10 protein-coding genes are annotated in these 16,279 nt (G+C 65.8%); 6 read left to right on the top strand and 4 right to left on the bottom strand.

All coding sequences use genetic code 11. The features are described 5' to 3' along the window. Positions 1 to 7: 7 nt before the first annotated feature. Positions 8 to 2,539, bottom strand: coding sequence for a hypothetical protein (locus AC1DHL_RS09950; protein WP_478161886.1), 2,532 nt, complete (start codon positions 2,537 to 2,539; stop codon positions 8 to 10). A 204-nt stretch (positions 2,540 to 2,743) separates the two neighbouring features. Here AC1DHL_RS09950 and AC1DHL_RS09945 point away from each other — a divergent pair, with 204 nt between their 5' ends. The 5 genes from AC1DHL_RS09945 (at position 2,744) to AC1DHL_RS09925 (ending at position 9,971) form a co-directional block, all read left to right on the top strand. Further along, positions 2,744 to 3,913 (top strand): efflux RND transporter periplasmic adaptor subunit, encoded by a 1,170-nt coding sequence (locus AC1DHL_RS09945; RefSeq protein ID WP_478161885.1) that lies wholly within the window; start codon positions 2,744 to 2,746, stop codon positions 3,911 to 3,913. Beyond that, a complete protein-coding gene (locus AC1DHL_RS09940) occupies positions 3,910 to 7,110 on the top strand; it encodes a multidrug efflux RND transporter permease subunit (RefSeq protein ID WP_478161884.1) in 3,201 nt (1,066 codons plus the stop codon). The genes AC1DHL_RS09945 and AC1DHL_RS09940 overlap by 4 nt, the downstream gene beginning before the upstream one ends. Next, positions 7,091 to 8,536, top strand: coding sequence for an efflux transporter outer membrane subunit (locus tag AC1DHL_RS09935; RefSeq protein WP_478161883.1), 1,446 nt, complete (start codon positions 7,091 to 7,093; stop codon positions 8,534 to 8,536). The genes AC1DHL_RS09940 and AC1DHL_RS09935 overlap by 20 nt, the downstream gene beginning before the upstream one ends. A gap of 204 nt (positions 8,537 to 8,740) precedes the next feature. Next, positions 8,741 to 9,343: an ORF6N domain-containing protein gene (locus tag AC1DHL_RS09930; protein WP_478102719.1), complete on the top strand. Its 603-nt coding sequence runs from the start codon at positions 8,741 to 8,743 to the stop codon at positions 9,341 to 9,343. A gap of 316 nt (positions 9,344 to 9,659) precedes the next feature. Further along, the gene (locus AC1DHL_RS09925) at positions 9,660 to 9,971 is read left to right on the top strand and encodes a hypothetical protein (protein WP_478102717.1); all 312 of its coding nucleotides are present in this window, start codon (positions 9,660 to 9,662) and stop codon (positions 9,969 to 9,971) included. A 27-nt stretch (positions 9,972 to 9,998) separates the two neighbouring features. On the opposite strand, the gene AC1DHL_RS09920 is transcribed toward AC1DHL_RS09925, so the two are convergent. After that, positions 9,999 to 11,597, bottom strand: a complete 1,599-nt coding sequence (locus tag AC1DHL_RS09920; protein WP_478161882.1) for an MFS transporter — start codon at positions 11,595 to 11,597, stop codon at positions 9,999 to 10,001. 324 nt (positions 11,598 to 11,921) lie between these two features. On the opposite strand from AC1DHL_RS09920, the gene AC1DHL_RS09915 reads away from it, so the two are divergent. Continuing rightward, the gene (locus AC1DHL_RS09915; RefSeq protein ID WP_478161881.1) at positions 11,922 to 13,376 is read left to right on the top strand and encodes an alpha/beta hydrolase; all 1,455 of its coding nucleotides are present in this window, start codon (positions 11,922 to 11,924) and stop codon (positions 13,374 to 13,376) included. 23 nt (positions 13,377 to 13,399) lie between these two features. On the opposite strand, the gene AC1DHL_RS09910 is transcribed toward AC1DHL_RS09915, so the two are convergent. Further along, positions 13,400 to 14,827, bottom strand: coding sequence for an MFS transporter (locus tag AC1DHL_RS09910; RefSeq protein ID WP_478161880.1), 1,428 nt, complete (start codon positions 14,825 to 14,827; stop codon positions 13,400 to 13,402). A gap of 4 nt (positions 14,828 to 14,831) precedes the next feature. Next, positions 14,832 to 16,037 (bottom strand): multidrug effflux MFS transporter, encoded by a 1,206-nt coding sequence (locus AC1DHL_RS09905; protein ID WP_478161879.1) that lies wholly within the window; start codon positions 16,035 to 16,037, stop codon positions 14,832 to 14,834. Between the last annotated feature and the right edge of the window lie 242 nt (positions 16,038 to 16,279).

Genomic DNA, 16,279 nt, shown 5'->3' with positions numbered 1-16,279 from the left:
GTTGCGATCAGAAGGTCTTCAGGAAGGCGATCAGCGCGCGCTTGTCGTCGTCGCTCAGTTCCGGTTCATGGCCGAAGGCTTTCTCGTCGACGCTCAAGCCGTCCTGGCGGTTGAATTGCGCGGTGCCGAAATAGTGGCCGCGGTTGACCACGAAGTCGGGGCATTTGCTCAATTCGAGCATCGGCCCCTTGACGGCGGCGAAATGCAGGCGGAGGTCTTCATCGCTCGCGCCGGCAGGCGCGGTCGACAGTGTCTGCTTGAGCGTGACGAGAAGCTCGCCGACGTCCTTCACATGCTCCGCCTTCTCGCCGATGCTGTCGGCCTCCGCGCGCAGCTTGAGGTTCGCGAGCAGGTTCACCGGCACGCCCTGCGGAATGGGGCCGAGGACGATGTCGCCCCCTTCCTTGAAAAGCCACGGCAGCCACCGATGCAGCGAGCCTTCCATGGGCTGCAGCGACTCGGGAACGAAACCGCTCGGGATCGTCACGGTGCTGCGTTCCGTGGTGCGGTCGATGGTGCCGAGCACCTTGGCGCCGAGCACCGAATCGGTCTTGCGCTTCTCCGGCCACAGCATCTGTTCGATGGCTTCGTCGAAGACTTTCATTCGAGCCTCGACGGATGGGTTGTTCTCGGCATCGGCTTCGCCCACCGAGTTGTTGAGCAGGAAAGGCGCCGTCGACCAGATGCTGATCAGCGAAGGCACGCGCGTGAAGCCGCGCCCGCCCGCCGGCATGGCATAGGGTTTGGGCTCGCCGGTGAACGGGTCGCTCACGGTGATGGTGCCCACCGACGGCAGGCTCTTGTAGGTCTGCGAGGAGAAGTTGTCCCAGATGTTGCCCTGCAGCGCGTTGGTGGCGAGCGGGCTGCACGCGTTGGTCCGGAGCAGCGTCACCGGAACACGCTGGTCGCTGGACAGGTAGTTGCCTTCCAGGAAGTCCGGCGCCTGGACGATCTTGCGCATCTGCGCCTTGTAGTCGTCCGTCTGCGTCCATCCCCAGTAGCGCTTGAAGCATTCGACGTAGCCCGGCCCGGCGCAGCGCGCAGGGGTCAGGTCGAGCGAGGCCGGTGGCGGCGGCCCCTTGCTCGAATGGCAGCGCGCGCAGGTGTCGGCAAAGGCGATCTTGCCGCGGTCCAGCGTGGCGGCATCGGCGGTGAGGTACTTGTCGCCGCCCGGTGCGTCCTTCAGGTGATCGGGGCGTGCCGCCTTCAGGAAGAACAACGCCGTATCGAAGGTGCCCGCTTCGGTCGCCTGCCAGTAGGTCGAATTCTTCTGCGCCGAGGCGATCTTGATCGGCGTGATGGTCCTGCCGCCGACCACCGGATTGAAGTGAAGCAGCCATTCCTCGCTGAAAAGCCCGATGTTCAGATACACCCGATTGAGCGCACCCAGCAGGCCCACCGAATCCGCGCCGTCCTTGAGCACCCGTGGCGTGCGGACCGTGCCATTGGCCTTGGAGAAGAACTCCGTCAACGGCCCCTCGGTCACGAAATCGTTGAACTGCTTGTTGTCGAGTTCGCCGCCGGCGAGCTTCTCCTGGCCGAGCCGGCTGGCGAGGCCCATGCGGGGCATGAACGCGTAGACCGCGTTCATGGTGCGCGGGTTGTTGATGCTGTCGGTCGACACCAGCGAAGTGTCCATCGTCCCCGGCCGGTAGGTATGGGCGAGCTGGAACATGTAGTTCGTGCGTCCCTCCGGCTTGTTCGAGTTGTGGATGAAGAGGCGGTCCACCCACATGTACTGCGCGCCCACCGACGAGCTCAGGTTCTCGAACTTCGGGTTGCTCGGATCGGCAGGCGGCTTCACCGGGCTCGGCCCCAGATGGCAGAAGCCGCACGACATGCCGACGCGATACGGTCGCACCAGGTCCTTGCGGTTGTAGTAGCTCGGGTCCGTGTAGTACTTCTCCGCGTCCCATTCCTTGGCCGCTTTCTCGTCGAAGGCCGGATTGGGAAACAGGCGCAGACCGGCGATGCCGGTCGCCCAGCCGTAGTACGAACCGACGGGCTGCGTGGTGCCGTCGCCCAGCGGCTTGCCGCGAGAGCCGATCGCCACGCCCGGGTACTTGCTTTCATTTTCGAAAGGATCCGGCGCGCAGTCCTTGCTGCGAACATCGAGCCACAGGCCGCGCCGGGCCTTGTCGGGGCCGGCGGCGTTTTCGAAGCAGGGTTCGTTCACCAGCCCGAAGTACGTCCAGCGGTTGGCGCGCGAATAGCCCTGGCTGGGGTGCGAGCTGATGATCTTCAGCAGGTCGAAGGCGCCGAAGGTGTAGTCGGTCATCTGGGTCCAGAAGCGGTCGTTCCCGCCGCTCCAGACCAGCCACATGTTGCGTCCCTTGATCTCTTCCGGCGTCAACGCGATGCCGCCGTCCATGTCGTGGAAGTAGTCCTCGGCGGCATGAGGGAACGACTTCGCGTCCCTGCCGGCGAGTCGGGCCTCGTCGAGAACCTCGCCGGGCTGCGGTCCCTTGGAGCAGGCCACCAGCACGGCGCAAGCGAGCAACGGCCACAGCGCTGCCGCGCGCGAGCAAGCTCGGATCATCGCGATACCTCCTGCGTCGACGTGAGGCTCAGTTTGGTGGGGGCTCCGCTGCTTGGCTATCGGCCATGCGCGCTAACGCGAAGGGAGTAGGCGTCCAGCGGATGTCAAGCCGATCGGGAACGCGCCGACGCGGGAGACTGGGACACCAAACTTCGCTAGGATGTCCGCACGAATCCATCGACCAGAGGACTCAGAAGGTTGCAATTGCCTTACAGCTCACCGGGAAGCCGCGCACCCAGGACAGCCGTCTGGTTCTTGCTTTCGCTGATGCTCGCGATCGCCGGATGCGGCAATCGACAGGAATCCGCCGCGCCGAGCCCGATGCTTCCGACGGTGCTGGTCGTCACCGTCACCGCCTCGCCCGTGCCGAACATCGTCGAGTTGCCAGGGCGAATCGAGCCCGTCCGCACCGCCGAGGTGCGCGCCCGCGTCGACGGCATCGTGGAGCGCATGCTCTTCGAGGAAGGCAGGGACGTCGAGGCCGGCGCGCCGCTGTTCCAGATCGACCCGCGCGATACCCGCGCGCTGCTGCAACAGGCCCAGGCCGCATTGAAGCGGGCCGAGGCCGCTCGGGTCAATGCGGCATCCATCGTCAACCGCTTCCAGCCGCTGGTGAGCCGCCAAGCCGTGAGCGCACAGGAATTCGACGCCGCATTGGCCACGCTCCGCCAAGCGGAGGCGAACGTGTCAGATGCGAGCGCCGAAGTCACGCGCGCGCAATTGAAGGTCGATCGCAGCACGGTGCGGGCCCCGATCGCAGGCAGAGTCGGGCGTGCACTCGTCACTGAAGGCGCATTGGTCAGCGCCAGCGCAGCCACGCTGATGACGCAGATCAACCAGCTCTCGCCGATCTCGGCCACCTTCTCGCAGTCGAACACGGAGGTGCTCGATTTCGAGCAGCAGATCCGCTCCGGCCTGGTCAAGGTGCCTGACATGGCGCACATCGAGGTGCGCCTGATCCTCGCCAACGGGCAGGAATATGGCGAGCGCGGATTCCTCGACTTCACGGATCTCGCAGTCGATCCTTCCACAGGCAGCCAGACGATTCGCGCACGGTTTCCGAATCCGAAGCGCATCCTGCTGCCCGGACAGTTCGTGCGCGGACGCATCGCCGCCGGCATGACCCGAATGGGCATCACCGTGCCCGAGCGCGCCATCCAGCTCGACGGCGCCCGCGCGAGCGTCACCGTGGTTGCCGAAGACGGCAGCGTCATCCGGCGCCCGGTGGTCCTCGGCCCGCAGATCGAAGGTGGGTGGATCGTTCGCGACGGCCTCAAGGCGGGTGAGCGGGTCGTGGTCGACGGCTGGCACAAGATCCAGCCGGGCCAGAGGGTCAACGCGCAGCCCGCGCCTGACGTCGAGCCCGCGCGATGAATCGCTTCTTCGTCTATCGCCCGGTCTTTGCCTGGGTGATTGCGCTGTTCACTGCCCTCTTCGGGTTCATCGCGATCCTTCTGCTCCCGGTCGAGCAGTTCCCGGACGTCGCGCCGCCGGCGCTCAACGTCTCGGCCGTCTTCAATGGCGCCGACGCGCAAACGCTCGACCGCACCGTCACCTCGATCATCGAGAACGAGATGAACGGGATCGAGAACTTCCTGTACATGTCCGCGATCAGCCGCTCGAACGGCACGGCGCAGATCACCGTCACGCTCAGGCCGGGCACGGATCTCGACGTCGCGCGCACGCAATTGCAGGACCGCCTGAGCCGTGTCGAACCCCGTCTGCCGCTGGAAGTGCGGCAGATGGGCGTGACGGTCACGAAGTCATCGTCGGGCTTCCTGATGCTGGTGGCGCTGCAGTCGAGCGACCCCACGACGAATGCCCTGGAGATGGGCAACTTCGCGTCCAACAACATCGTGAACGAGTTGCGCCGCATTCCGGGCGTGGGCGATGTGCAGCTCTTCGGCTCGTCCTATGCGATGCGCATCTGGCTGGACCGCGACAAGCTCGCCGGCTTCGGCCTCTCGGCCAGCGAAGTGCTGACGGCCGTGCAGGAGCAGAACAGCCAGACCGCCGGCGGCGGTCTCGGCGATCAGCCTGTCACAGACACGGCCGAGTTCAATGCCCGGATCATCCTGCAGGGCCGTTTCTCAACGCCCGAGCAGTTCCGCCAGATCATCGTGCGCGCGAACCCCGACGGGTCGACGGTGCGCCTCGGCGACCTCGCGCGCGTGGAGTTGGGCAACGACAGCTACGGCTTCCGCTTCGCGGTCAACGGCAAGCAGTCCGCCGGCATGGCCATCCAACTGGCGAGCGGCGCGAATGCGCTCGCCGTCGCCAGCGCCGTGCGTGCGCGACTGACGGAACTGCAGCGGACCTTTCCGCCCGGCATGCAGTGGATCGTGCCCTTCGACACGACGCCTTTCATCACCACCTCGGTGCAGGGCGTGGTGCGCACGATGGTCGAGGCCTTGCTGCTGGTCACGGTGGTGGTCTTTCTCTTCCTGCAGAACTGGCGCGCGACGCTGATCCCGACACTGATCGTCCCCATCGCGCTGGTGGGGACCTGTCTCGGGCTCCTGTTGTTCGGCATCACCATCAACCTGCTGTCGCTGTTCGCGATGGTCGTGGCGATCGGCATCCTGAACGACGATGCGATCGTGGTCGTCGAGAACGTCGAGCGCGTCATGCGCGAAGACGGCCTCAATCCACGGCAGGCCACCGTCAAGGCGATCGGCCAGATCTCCGGCGCCGTGATCGCCAGCACGCTGGTGCTGATGGCGGTGTTCGTTCCGATGGCCTTCTTCCCGGGATCGACGGGCGGCATCTACCGGCAGTTCTCGGTGACCTTGACCGTGTCGATCTTCCTGTCGACGGTGCTCGCGCTCACGCTGGGCGCGGCCTTGTGCGCGACGATGCTCAAGAACGATGCGACGACAGGCGAAGGGGGCAAACCCGCACCGCGTGGCGCCGCCGCCCGTGCGCTGCACTGGGTATTCACCCGATTCAACAGCGGGATGGACAAGACCACGGCGAAGTACACGCGCGGCGTCGGCGCGATGCTGGGCCGGCCGGTGCGCTGGCTGCTCGTGTTCGTCGTGGCCTGCGTGGCCACCGCCTATTTCTTCATGCGGCTGCCGGGCGGCTTTCTGCCGACCGAGGACCAGGGCCACATCTTCGTCTCGTACACGGGCGCGCCCGGCTCCACGATGGAGCGCACGCAGGAGGCGGTGGATCAGGCAGAAGCTTTCCTGAGGCAGCAACCCCAGGTGCGGAATATCGCGTCGGTGTCCGGCTTCAGTTTCTTCGGGCAGGGTCAGTCGGCCGCCCTCTCCTTCGTCGATCTGACGCCGTGGTCGGAGCGCCCGGGCGTTGAGAATTCCGCCGAGACGCTGGTCCGGCGCGCCAACGGAGCCTTCGCGCACATTCCGCAAGCGCTCATCTTTGCGCTCAGCCCGCCGGCCATTGCATCCCTTGGCAATGCCACCGGCTTCACGATGAAGGTGCTGGACCGCAGTGGCGTGGGCGGCGAGGCCTTGCAGCGGGCCAGCCGGCAGATCATGGCCGAGGCGGCCCGCAGCCCCATCCTCGCCGGCGTGCGCCCCGATGGTCTGCCGGACGCGCCGCAGCTCTACGTCGAGATCGACCGCATCAAGGCGCGCGCCCTGGGCCTGCAGATCGGGCAGGTCAACCAGATGCTGTCGCTGACCTTCGGCTCCAGCTATGCGAACGACTTCGTCTACGAAGGCAACGTGCTGCGCGTCTTCCTGCAGGCCGATGCGTCGCAGCGCATGCGGCCGGAAGACGTGGGCGCGCTCAGGCTGCGCAACAACCAGGGCGACATGGTTCCGTTTTCCGCATTCACGCGCGTGCGCTGGATGTCGGGGCCCCAGCAGCTCGAGCGCTACAACGGCTTTCCGTCGGCCACACTGTCGGGCCAGGCCGCCCCGGGCCAATCGAGCGGGGCGGCACTCGCCGAGATGGAGCGCATCGCGGGCCAAGTGCTGACCGGCAGCATGGCCTACGAGTGGACCGGCACGGCCTTCGAGGAAAAGCAGGCCGCGGGTCAGATCGGCATGCTGCTCGGCCTTTCGCTGGTCATCGTGTTCCTGCTTCTTGCCGCGCTGTACGAGAGCTGGGCCATTCCGGTGGCGGTGCTGCTGATCATTCCGTTCGGTGTGATCGGCGCGGTGCTGCTGACGATGGCGCGCGGGATGTCGGCCGACGTGTATTTCAACGTCGGGCTGATCACCATCATCGGGCTGGCGGCGAAGAACGCGATCCTGATCGTCGAATTCGCGATCAAGGACGAGAGCGAAGGCCGCGACGCCATCACTGCCGCGAAAAACGGCGCGCAGCAGCGGCTGCGTCCGATCCTGATGACCAGCCTCACCTTCGTGCTCGGCATGCTGCCGCTGGTGCTTGCCACCGGTGCAGGTGCCGCGAGCCGGCAGGCGGTGGGCACCGGCGTGATGGGCAGCATGCTGACCGCGACGATCTTCGGCGTCTTCTTCACGCCGTTGTTCTATGCGGCGGCACGCCAGTGGCTGAGCCGCAAGAAGACCTACAGCGAAGAAGAAGATCAGAAAGAGATGGAAGAACCACGCAAGGATGCGGCCAACGATGCGTAGCCCGGTACTTCTGGCCGCGTGCCTCACCCTCGCCGCTTGCAATCAGGCGCCGCTCTATCAGCAGCCCGAACTGCCGGTGGCCGACCGCTTTGCGTCGGACGACAGCGCCGGTGGCCAGCGGCTGGCCACGGAAATCGCCTGGCAGAGTTTCTTCGGCGATCCCCAACTCAAGTACCTGATCGCCCAGGCGCTGGCCAACAACCGGGACCTCGCCGCATCGGTCGCCCGCGTCGAGCAGGCGCGTGCGCTCTACAGGATCCAGGACGCCCAGCGCCTGCCGCAGGTGAACGCCAGCGGAGCCGCCTCGCGCAACCAGGCCCCGCTCGCGTCGTTCGATCCGGCGCTGGCTGCGACCGACACGTCGATCACTTACAACCAGTACAACGTGCAGGCCGCACTGACCGCGTTCGAGCTGGACTTCTGGGGGCGTGTGAGCAATCTCAGCGAGGCGGCACGCCGACGCTATCTGGCGACCGTGGAGGCCGATCGCGCGTTCCGCTTGTCCTTGATCGCCAATGTGGCCGCAACCTACTACGCCATGCGTGCGGGCCAGGAGGGCATCGATCTGGCCGAGCGGACGTTGGCGACCCGGCAGTACGGGCTGGAGATCGCGAAACTGCGGCTCGAAGCGGGAGTCACGTCGTTGGTGGACTACGACCAGGCGTCCATCCTCGTCAGGCAGGCGCAAACGCAGCTTGCGGAGTTGCACCGTTCGACCGAGCAGTTGCGCAACCGGCTGTCGATTCTGGTCGGCGGGCCGATGGCCGGGCCACTGCCGGAAACGCGCGCCATCGGCGATCCCGGCCAGTTCGGCGAACTCGATGCTGGACTGCCCTCCGCCCTGCTCGTCAATCGACCGGATGTTTTGCAGGCCGAGCAGCAATTGCGCGCCGCCAATGCCGACATCGGCGCGGCACGCGCCGCCTACTTTCCGCGCATCGCGCTGACCGGGAACTTCGGCTACGCGTCGACCGAGCTTGGCGACCTCATTCACAGCGGCAACCAGGTCTGGTCGATCGGCGGCCTCGTCACGCTGCCGATCTTCGATGCCGGGCAGCGTCGGGCGCAACTGGACCAGGCGCAGGGACGGCGGGATGAGCTTGTGGCGACCTATCAGCGGACGGTGCAGACGGCGTTCACCGAAGTTGCGGATGCGCTTGTGGGGCGCAAGCGCTATCAGGAGCAGATCGTTGCGCAGGAACTCACCGTCGAATCGCAGCGGCGGCTGGCCGAGACCGCCGAGCTTCGGTATCAGAACGGGATTGCGATTTATCTTGAGGTGATGGACGCCAAGCGCAATCAGTTTTCGGCGGAGCAGCAGTTGATTCAACTGCGGGCGACGGCGCTGCAGAACGGGGTGTCGTTGTATGTGGCGTTAGGGGGTGGGCTTGATGAGGTTGCGCCGCGGCCGACTGCAGGGCCTTAGGTGCCGATCCGCGATGACCCCCTCAGGACCCAAAGGTGAGCGTGCAACCCGAATAGACTACCCAACGCAACATCCTCAACGACGCATTCACCCCCTCATGTTCATCGAGCTTCAAGACGCGCGGGCGTCCACAGCAGCAATACCAGCCAAGACCGACGCGCTGGCGCGCCAAACCACGACCAAGCGCATCGCGCACACGGCTCGATGAGCACGCCGGTTGCCGCCGCGCCAGCGGTGGAGAGCATTTCCCTCAGCATCGCTTCGCTGCGTGGTCAGCGGGTGATTCTGGACGCCGACTTGGCCGCGCTCTACGAGGTGCCGACCAAACGCTTCAACGAAGCGGTCAAGCGCAATGCGGCGCGGTTTCCGGCCGACTTCATGTTCCAGCTCTCGGCTGAGGAGTGGGAGGCTTTAAGGTCGCAATTTGCGACCTTAAAGGCAGGCCGCGGCCAGCACCGAAAATATCTGCCCTATGCCTTCACCGAGCACGGCGCGATCATGGCCGCGATGGTCTTGAACAGTTCGCGCGCGGTGGAAGTGTCAACCTACGTGGTGCGCGCCTTCGTGCGGCTGCGCGAGGCCTCCAGCATTCACCACGACCTGGCCAAGCGGCTGGCTGAACTGGAAGAGAAGACGGACTTTCTGGCAACCCAGCACGACACGTTCAGTCGCAACACGCGCAATCAGTTGCGTCAGGTGTTCGATGCGCTGCGCGAACTCACCGCGCAGCCCGATCCGCCCAAGCGGCCTATCGGGTTCGTGACGCCCGAGGACAAGAAGGGGTCGAAAGCGCGCGGCAAGAAGTAGCCGGTCAACACCAGGCCATGCGCGCTAATGCGAAGGATCACTGCTGCGGCGGACCGCGTGGCTATACTGCGCCGGTCACGTCAAAAAAAGATGTGATCGGGATTGGACTCCCGCCAAAGCTCTGCGACGAAAGCCGCAGTCATCCGCAGGACTTGCGGCTTTGCTCTTCGTGCCACCATTTTTGGCGGCTCGACGTGCGGGCGCAAGCCCGGCCGGTTCTCGCAAGGGCTTCCCGGTAGTCCAACTCGTCGAGCCGCCGCCCTCGATTGGACTCGAGTGCGGCGGTTTTCCAAACCGAAGCCTTTGGAGGCCATTGATGGCTCACCCTACCTGTGCGCTCGCGCGCCACCCCAACGATCCCCCCGCCGAGGACAACCCTTCCGACGAATCCCGAAGCGATCGCGCCACGCTCTCGATGCTTGCGGTCGGCGAAATCAACGCATTGAGGGAGGCGTATCACGCAGCCGCATGCATCCACAACCTTGTCGTTGCAGCGCGATCGGCCCGCGACGATGACACCTTCGCTAACTTGGCCGACTCGAGCGCCCTGCTCACCCTGGTCAACGCAGAATTCGAGCGCCGCCTCCAGATCGCCAAAGCAACCATCGCTTCGATGCAGTCGCCCTGAACGCAAGGGAACGTTGTCAGGCGATCATCAACCGGCGGCAGATCGAGCCACCGGGCGCGGCCCACGGCCAATCAATACCCAGGCACTCACCGCACTCATGAGCGCCAACGCCGCGCACAACAGCATCACCCAGCGGAACCCCGAAACAAAGGACGCATTCACCGTTTGCCTCAATGCCGTGGCAGCCGCCGCATCGATTCCCGGCGGCAATCTCGCCCCGGCCAACTGACTGCGCTGCGCTTCGAGAAACGTCGCCGCCTGCGCGGAAGCGTTGATCTCGCGCAGCCCTTCAGCAAGCCGCGCATCGAAGGCCCAAGCCATCACAACCCCGAACACCGCAATCGCCAACACCGCCGCGGTTCTCGACACAGCGTTGTTCACCCCCGACGCAATCCCTGCCAGATCAGGGCCGACCGCATTCATCACCGTGGTCGTCAACGGCGCAACCGTGACCACCATTCCAAACCCCAGCACCACCACCGCCGGAAAGAAACTCGTCCAGTAATTGACCCCAACGCCCGGCACCGCAAACAGCGCAAAGCCCATGGCCGCAATGCTCGGCCCAATCACCAACGGCAATCGCGGCCCGAACCGATCGACCAATTGCCCCGCCCATCCCGACAGCGCAAACATGATGAGGATGAACGGCAGCAACGCAGCACCCGCCACGGTCGCCGAATAGCCTTGCACTTGAATCAGATTGAGCGGGAAGAAATACAGCCCGCCACCCAGCGCCGCATACAACAGCAAGGTCAGCAGATTCGCACCGCCGAAGTTGCCGATGCGCAGCAACGACAACGGCAGCATCGGCGAACCCACGCGCAGTTCGACGATGACGAACGCAACGCTTGCTCCGATACCCAGGATCAACGCGGCCATCACCGGCACTGAAGCCCAGCCCTGCGTGGGCGCCTCGATGAACGCATACACGATGCCGCCCAACGCGATGGTGGCGAGTGCCGCGCCCCAGGGATCGAGCCGCGCAGCCGCGTCGCCCCCACGGCTCTCGGGCACCCGACGCCACACGATCAGCAGCACGGCGACGGCCATCGGCACATTCACCAGAAACGCCCAGGTCCACGAATAGTGGTCTACCAGGAACCCGCCCACCACCGGCCCGACCGCCGCCGTGATGCCGCTGAACCCGGACCACGTACCGATGGCGCGCCCACGCTCCTTCTCGGGAAACGACGCGCTGATCAACGCCAGGCTGCCCGGCACCAGCATCGCACCGCCAATGCCCTGCACCGCCCGCGCAATGATGAGTTGCCGCACATCACCCGCCATCGCGCAGCCGACGGAAGCCAGCGCAAAAAGCCCGACGCCGATCGCGAAGATCTTTCGTCGCCCGAAGTGATCGCCCAGGGATCCGCCGACGAGCAAGAGCGCCGCAAGAAACAGCGCATAGGACTCCACCACCCACTGAGCCTGGAAGGCCGTCGCATGCAGATCGGCCTGGATGGCCGGCAGCGCGACGTTGACCACCGTGCCATCGATGAAGGCCATGCTCGAGCCGACGATCGCCGCGGCCAGCACCCAGGGCTTGGAGGCGGGCGGACAGTCCGCCGCCTCGCAGCCGAGGCGAATGAGCGCGTCATCGCCCGGTGGCTTGCCGATCTGACTCATGGGATGGATCTCCGTGCAGCAGTCGTCGTGGCCGCAGTATGCAGCGCCGACAACTATCCCCCCAGAGGGTGATGCGCAAATGCGGCCGCAGCTGCAGCATCACGCCATCGGAATCACAGGTAAAAAAGGGAATGCCATGCTCACCCGACGCATCATCCGCATGCTGGTGTGCATGGCCGCGGTCCCTTCCGTTTCCGACCCACCGGCCCATGCCCAAGAGCTGGCGTACATCTGCAAGGCCCCTGTCGAGCAGAGCCTCGTGATAGATTGCGCGCGGGTGCCGACGACTTGTCGCACATCCGCTGGAATCACGAGAGGGCAAACATGGTATTGCGGTTGGCGAGGATTCTGAAATGGACTGCGCTGGTACTCGGCATCGTCATCGTCACAGCGGTCGCACTGCGCACCTACGACATCCAGCGCGGCCCGCCGCTCGAACTCTGGCACACCTACGTCCCCGACGAACTCTCGCGCGACGAGCTTCGCAAGGCCGACTGGGCGACCTACATCGCCGCCGAGAACAAGGCGTTCGACGAGGTCCGCAAGAATGTCACCGACAGGCTGCCGCCTGAGGCGCAGGTACCGAGCAATCGCTACTTCAGCGGCAGCCCCATCTATCCGGGCCACTTCGCGCAGGACTGGAACCGGTCGTACATCCTCGAACCGCAGGGCACGCCGCGCGGCGCCGTCGTGCTGCTGCACGGGCTGACGGATTCACCGTACAGCCTTCGGCACATCGCGAGCGTGTACCGCGACCGCGGCTTCGTCGTCGTCGCGATCCGCTTGCCGGGCCATGGTACCGTCCCCTCCGGCCTGACGCATGTCGACTGGGAGGACTGGTTGGAAGCGACGCGCCTCGCGGTCCGGGAAGCGCGGCGGCGCGTGGCGGCACCTTTGCCGTTGCACATCGTCGGCTTCTCCAACGGCGGCGCACTCGCAATGAAGTACGCGCTCGACGGCCTGGACGACGCGAATCTGGCGCGACCGGATCGCCTCATCCTGATCGCGCCGATGATCGGCATCACCGAACTCTCGCGCTTCGCCGGCGTGTTCGGCTGGCCGGCCATCTTCCCCGCGTTCGCCAAGGCGGCGTGGCTCGGCATCGTTCCGGAATTCAATCCGTTCAAGTACAACTCTTTCCCGGTCAACGGCGCGCGGCAATCGTCGCTGCTCACGCGTGACCTGCGTTCGCACATCGCACGTGAAGAAAGCGCGGGCAATCTCGTGAAGTTGCCGCCCATCCTCACCTTCCAGTCGCTGATCGACTTCACCGTCAGCACCCGGGCGATCGTCACGGGCTTGTACGCGCGCCTGCCCAGCAACGGCAGCGAGTTGGTGCTGTTCGACCTGAACCGCAGCATCAAGTTTGGTCCCCTGCTGCGCTCGGGCAGTGATCTGCGGCTCGACCGGATCCTGCCGCCGGCGCCGAGGAATTTCCGTTCCACCGTGATCACCAACAGGGGGCCCAACAGCCGCCAGGTCGTGGAGCGCGTCACCGAAGCCGGCGCCACGACGGAGCAGACGCGCGACCTCGACCTGGCGTTTCCGCTGGAGGTGTTCTCGTTGTCGCACCTCGCGCTGCCCTTCCCGATGAACGATCCGCTCTACGGCATGCAGCCCGAGGGCAACGACGAGTTCGGCGTCAACCTCGGCGCCATGGCGGTTCGCGGCGAGCGAGGGGCGCTCATCATCAGCCTGGATTCGTTGACGCGCCTGTCCTCGAATCCATTCTTCCCCTACATGATCGATCGCATCGGCGGGGTCATCCCGTCGAAGTAGGCGCTGCGCGCCTCAAGCATGCATCAGGCGTGCCGGGGAGCAGGCTGGCGCGTGCGCAGCGTGCTGCACACTGCCGCCACGGCCGCGCAACAGGCGGCCAGCGCCAGCGCGATGATCTGGCCCTTGCCGTCATGCGGGCTCCAGACGCTGAAGATGCCCGCCAGCACGACCGCACCCAGCGTCTGGCCCGTGAGCCGCGCGGTGCCGAGCATGCCGCTTGCCGCGCCGCTGCGGTGCGGTGGCGGCGAGGTCACGATGGTGTGGTTGTTCGGCGACTGGAACAGTCCGAAGCCCAGGCCGCACAGGACCATGCGCCATGCGATGTCCGCGTTGCTCGGCTGTGCGGGCAAGGCTGCGAGCAGCGCCAGCCCGGTGGCGAGCAAGGCCAGGCCCACGCCGCCGAGCAAGCCGTCCGGGTACTTGCCGATCAGCCGGCCCGCGATCGGCGCCATGAAGACGATTGCCAGCGGCCACGCGGTGATCAGCAGTCCGGCCTCGAAGTGCGACTTGCCGTAGGTTTCGAGCAGCAGGAACGGCAGCGCGATGAAAGACAGCATTTGCGCGCAGAAGGCGCCGACCGAGGTGCCCATCGACAGTGCGAACACAGGGATGCGCAGCAGATCGACGGGGAATAGCGGTGTCGCCAACTTGAGTTGTCGACGCACGTAGATGAACCCCACCACGACGCCGCCAAGCAGCAGCGCCCAGGCGCCGGCACTCGCGCCCGCGCCCTGACCTACCGCGCCTTCGCGCACGCCCAGCCGGTCGGCGCCGATGAAGATCAGCGCGAACATCAAAATGTTGAGCAGCACGTCGAAAGCGGAGAAACGCGAGCCTGACGACGACGCGGTCTCGCTGGTCGGCAGCGACCGATAGCCCAGCACCAGCACCAACGCGCCGAGCGGCACGTTGAGCGCAAAGAGCCAGGGCCACGAAGCCACCGAAAGAATCGCCGCGGCGACCGATGGTCCGGCCACCGATGCGGTCGCCACCACCATCGAGTTGATCGCCATCCCGCGCCCCAGTTGGTCTCGCGGAAAGATGAGCCGGACCAGCGCCGCGTTGACGCTCATGATCCCGGCGGCGCCGAGGCCTTGCAGGGCGCGCGCGGCAATCAGCGTGCCGAGTGAGTCCGCGAACGTGGCCATGAGGGACGCGGCCGCGAACAACACCATGCCCACGAGATACACCCGCCGGTAGCCGAACAGGTCGCCCAGCGACGCCAGCGGCAGCAGCATGACCAGCGTGGCGATCTGGTAGGCGTTGACCACCCAGATCGCGTGCGATGCGTCGGCATGGAGTTCGCGCGCGATACCCGGCAGCGCGAGGTTCACGATGGTGCCGTCGAGCACCGCCACCGCGATGCCGAGGATGATGACCAGCATCGCATGCCAGCGCTGCGGCTGGGGCAGCCCGTCGCGCACCGCCTTGACGGAATGGGGTGTGGTCATCACGTTAGCCTGCTGCATACGCCGTCGCCTTCCGTCCGCCCAGCGTGATCCACGCCAGCACCACCGCAATCAGCGCGCCACCTGCCATGCCCGCCACCATCGGCAGCGGCCGGCCATCGGTGAACAGGCCGACCACCGACATCACCACCGCGCCGGTCAGCATCTGGAGCGTGCCGAGCAGCGCCGACGCCGTGCCCGCGATGGCGCCGTGCTTTTCGAGCGCGAGCACCGATGTGGTCGGAATGACAAAGCCCATCAGCGCGCTGGCGATGAAATACAGAACGATGAGCACCGCCAACTGGTCGCCGCCGCTCAGGAAATAGATGAACATCGCCATCATCACCAGCCCGCAGGCGCTGACGCTGGACTTGACCACCCGCACGATGCCGAATCGCTCGCACAATGCGCCGTTGAGTTGGGCGGCGCCGAAGAATGCCGCCGCATTGACGCCGAAGGCCACGCTGTAGAGCGTGGGCGACAGGCCGTAGTGGTCGATCATCACGAAGGACGAGTTGGCGAGGTAGGTGAAGAAGCCCGCCATGGCGAAGGCGCCGATGAAGACCAGCCCGAGGTAATGCGCGTCGCGCAGCAGGACGCCATAGGCCTTGAGCGCGCTGCCCAGGCTGCTTTCGACGCGGTGGCCGGCCGGGCGCGTTTCCTTCAGCACCGATGCGATGGTCGCAAGGCCGATCACCGCCGCCAGCGTCACCGCCCAGAACACGCCACGCCAGCCCGCGACGGCGATCACCGCGCTGCCGACCAGCGGCGCCAGGATCGGCGACACGCTGAACACCAGCATCAGCAGCGACATCAGCCGAGCCGCCTCGGTGCCGGTATGCAGGTCGCGCACCACCGCGCGCGGGATCGCCATGCCGGCCGCCGCGCCCAGGCCCTGCACGAAGCGAAGCGCGATCAGCATCTCGATGTTCGTCGCGAGTGCGCAGCCGACGCTCGCCAGCGCGAACAGGCCCAGCCCGAAATAGAGCGGCGGCTTGCGTCCCACCATGTCCGACACCGGCCCGTAGAGCAGCTGGCCCACACCGATCGCGATGAAGAAGACCGTGAGGCTCATCTGGACCTGCCCGATGCCGGCCCCCAGGCTGCTGCCGATCTCTGGCAAGGCGGGAAGGTACATGTCGATCGCGAACGGGCCGATGGCAGACAACAGGCCCAGCACGAGCGCGATCTTGAAGAAGCGCGAAGAAGTCATGCGCCGATTGTCGCCAAGGACTCAATGAACCAGCGACAGCACGAAGCGGCGCGCTGTGCTAGGGGCTACCCCCGCGTCGCGTGGTGCAGTTCGATTCCGAATTCGGACGATCTGGCGGACCTGTCACGCATCCATTTCGCGAATAGTCGGTATCCAGCGCTCAGCATGGACAACATCGCGCGGAGTCGCGACCATCGATTTCGCAGCGACTCGCCCTTGGTCTTCCTTGCTGCAAAGCCAAT

It is taken from the genome of Variovorax sp. 10L426, from assembly GCF_056395305.1.
Note: the sequence above shows the minus strand (reverse complement) of the source record. Positions and strands in the feature narration are given on the sequence as shown.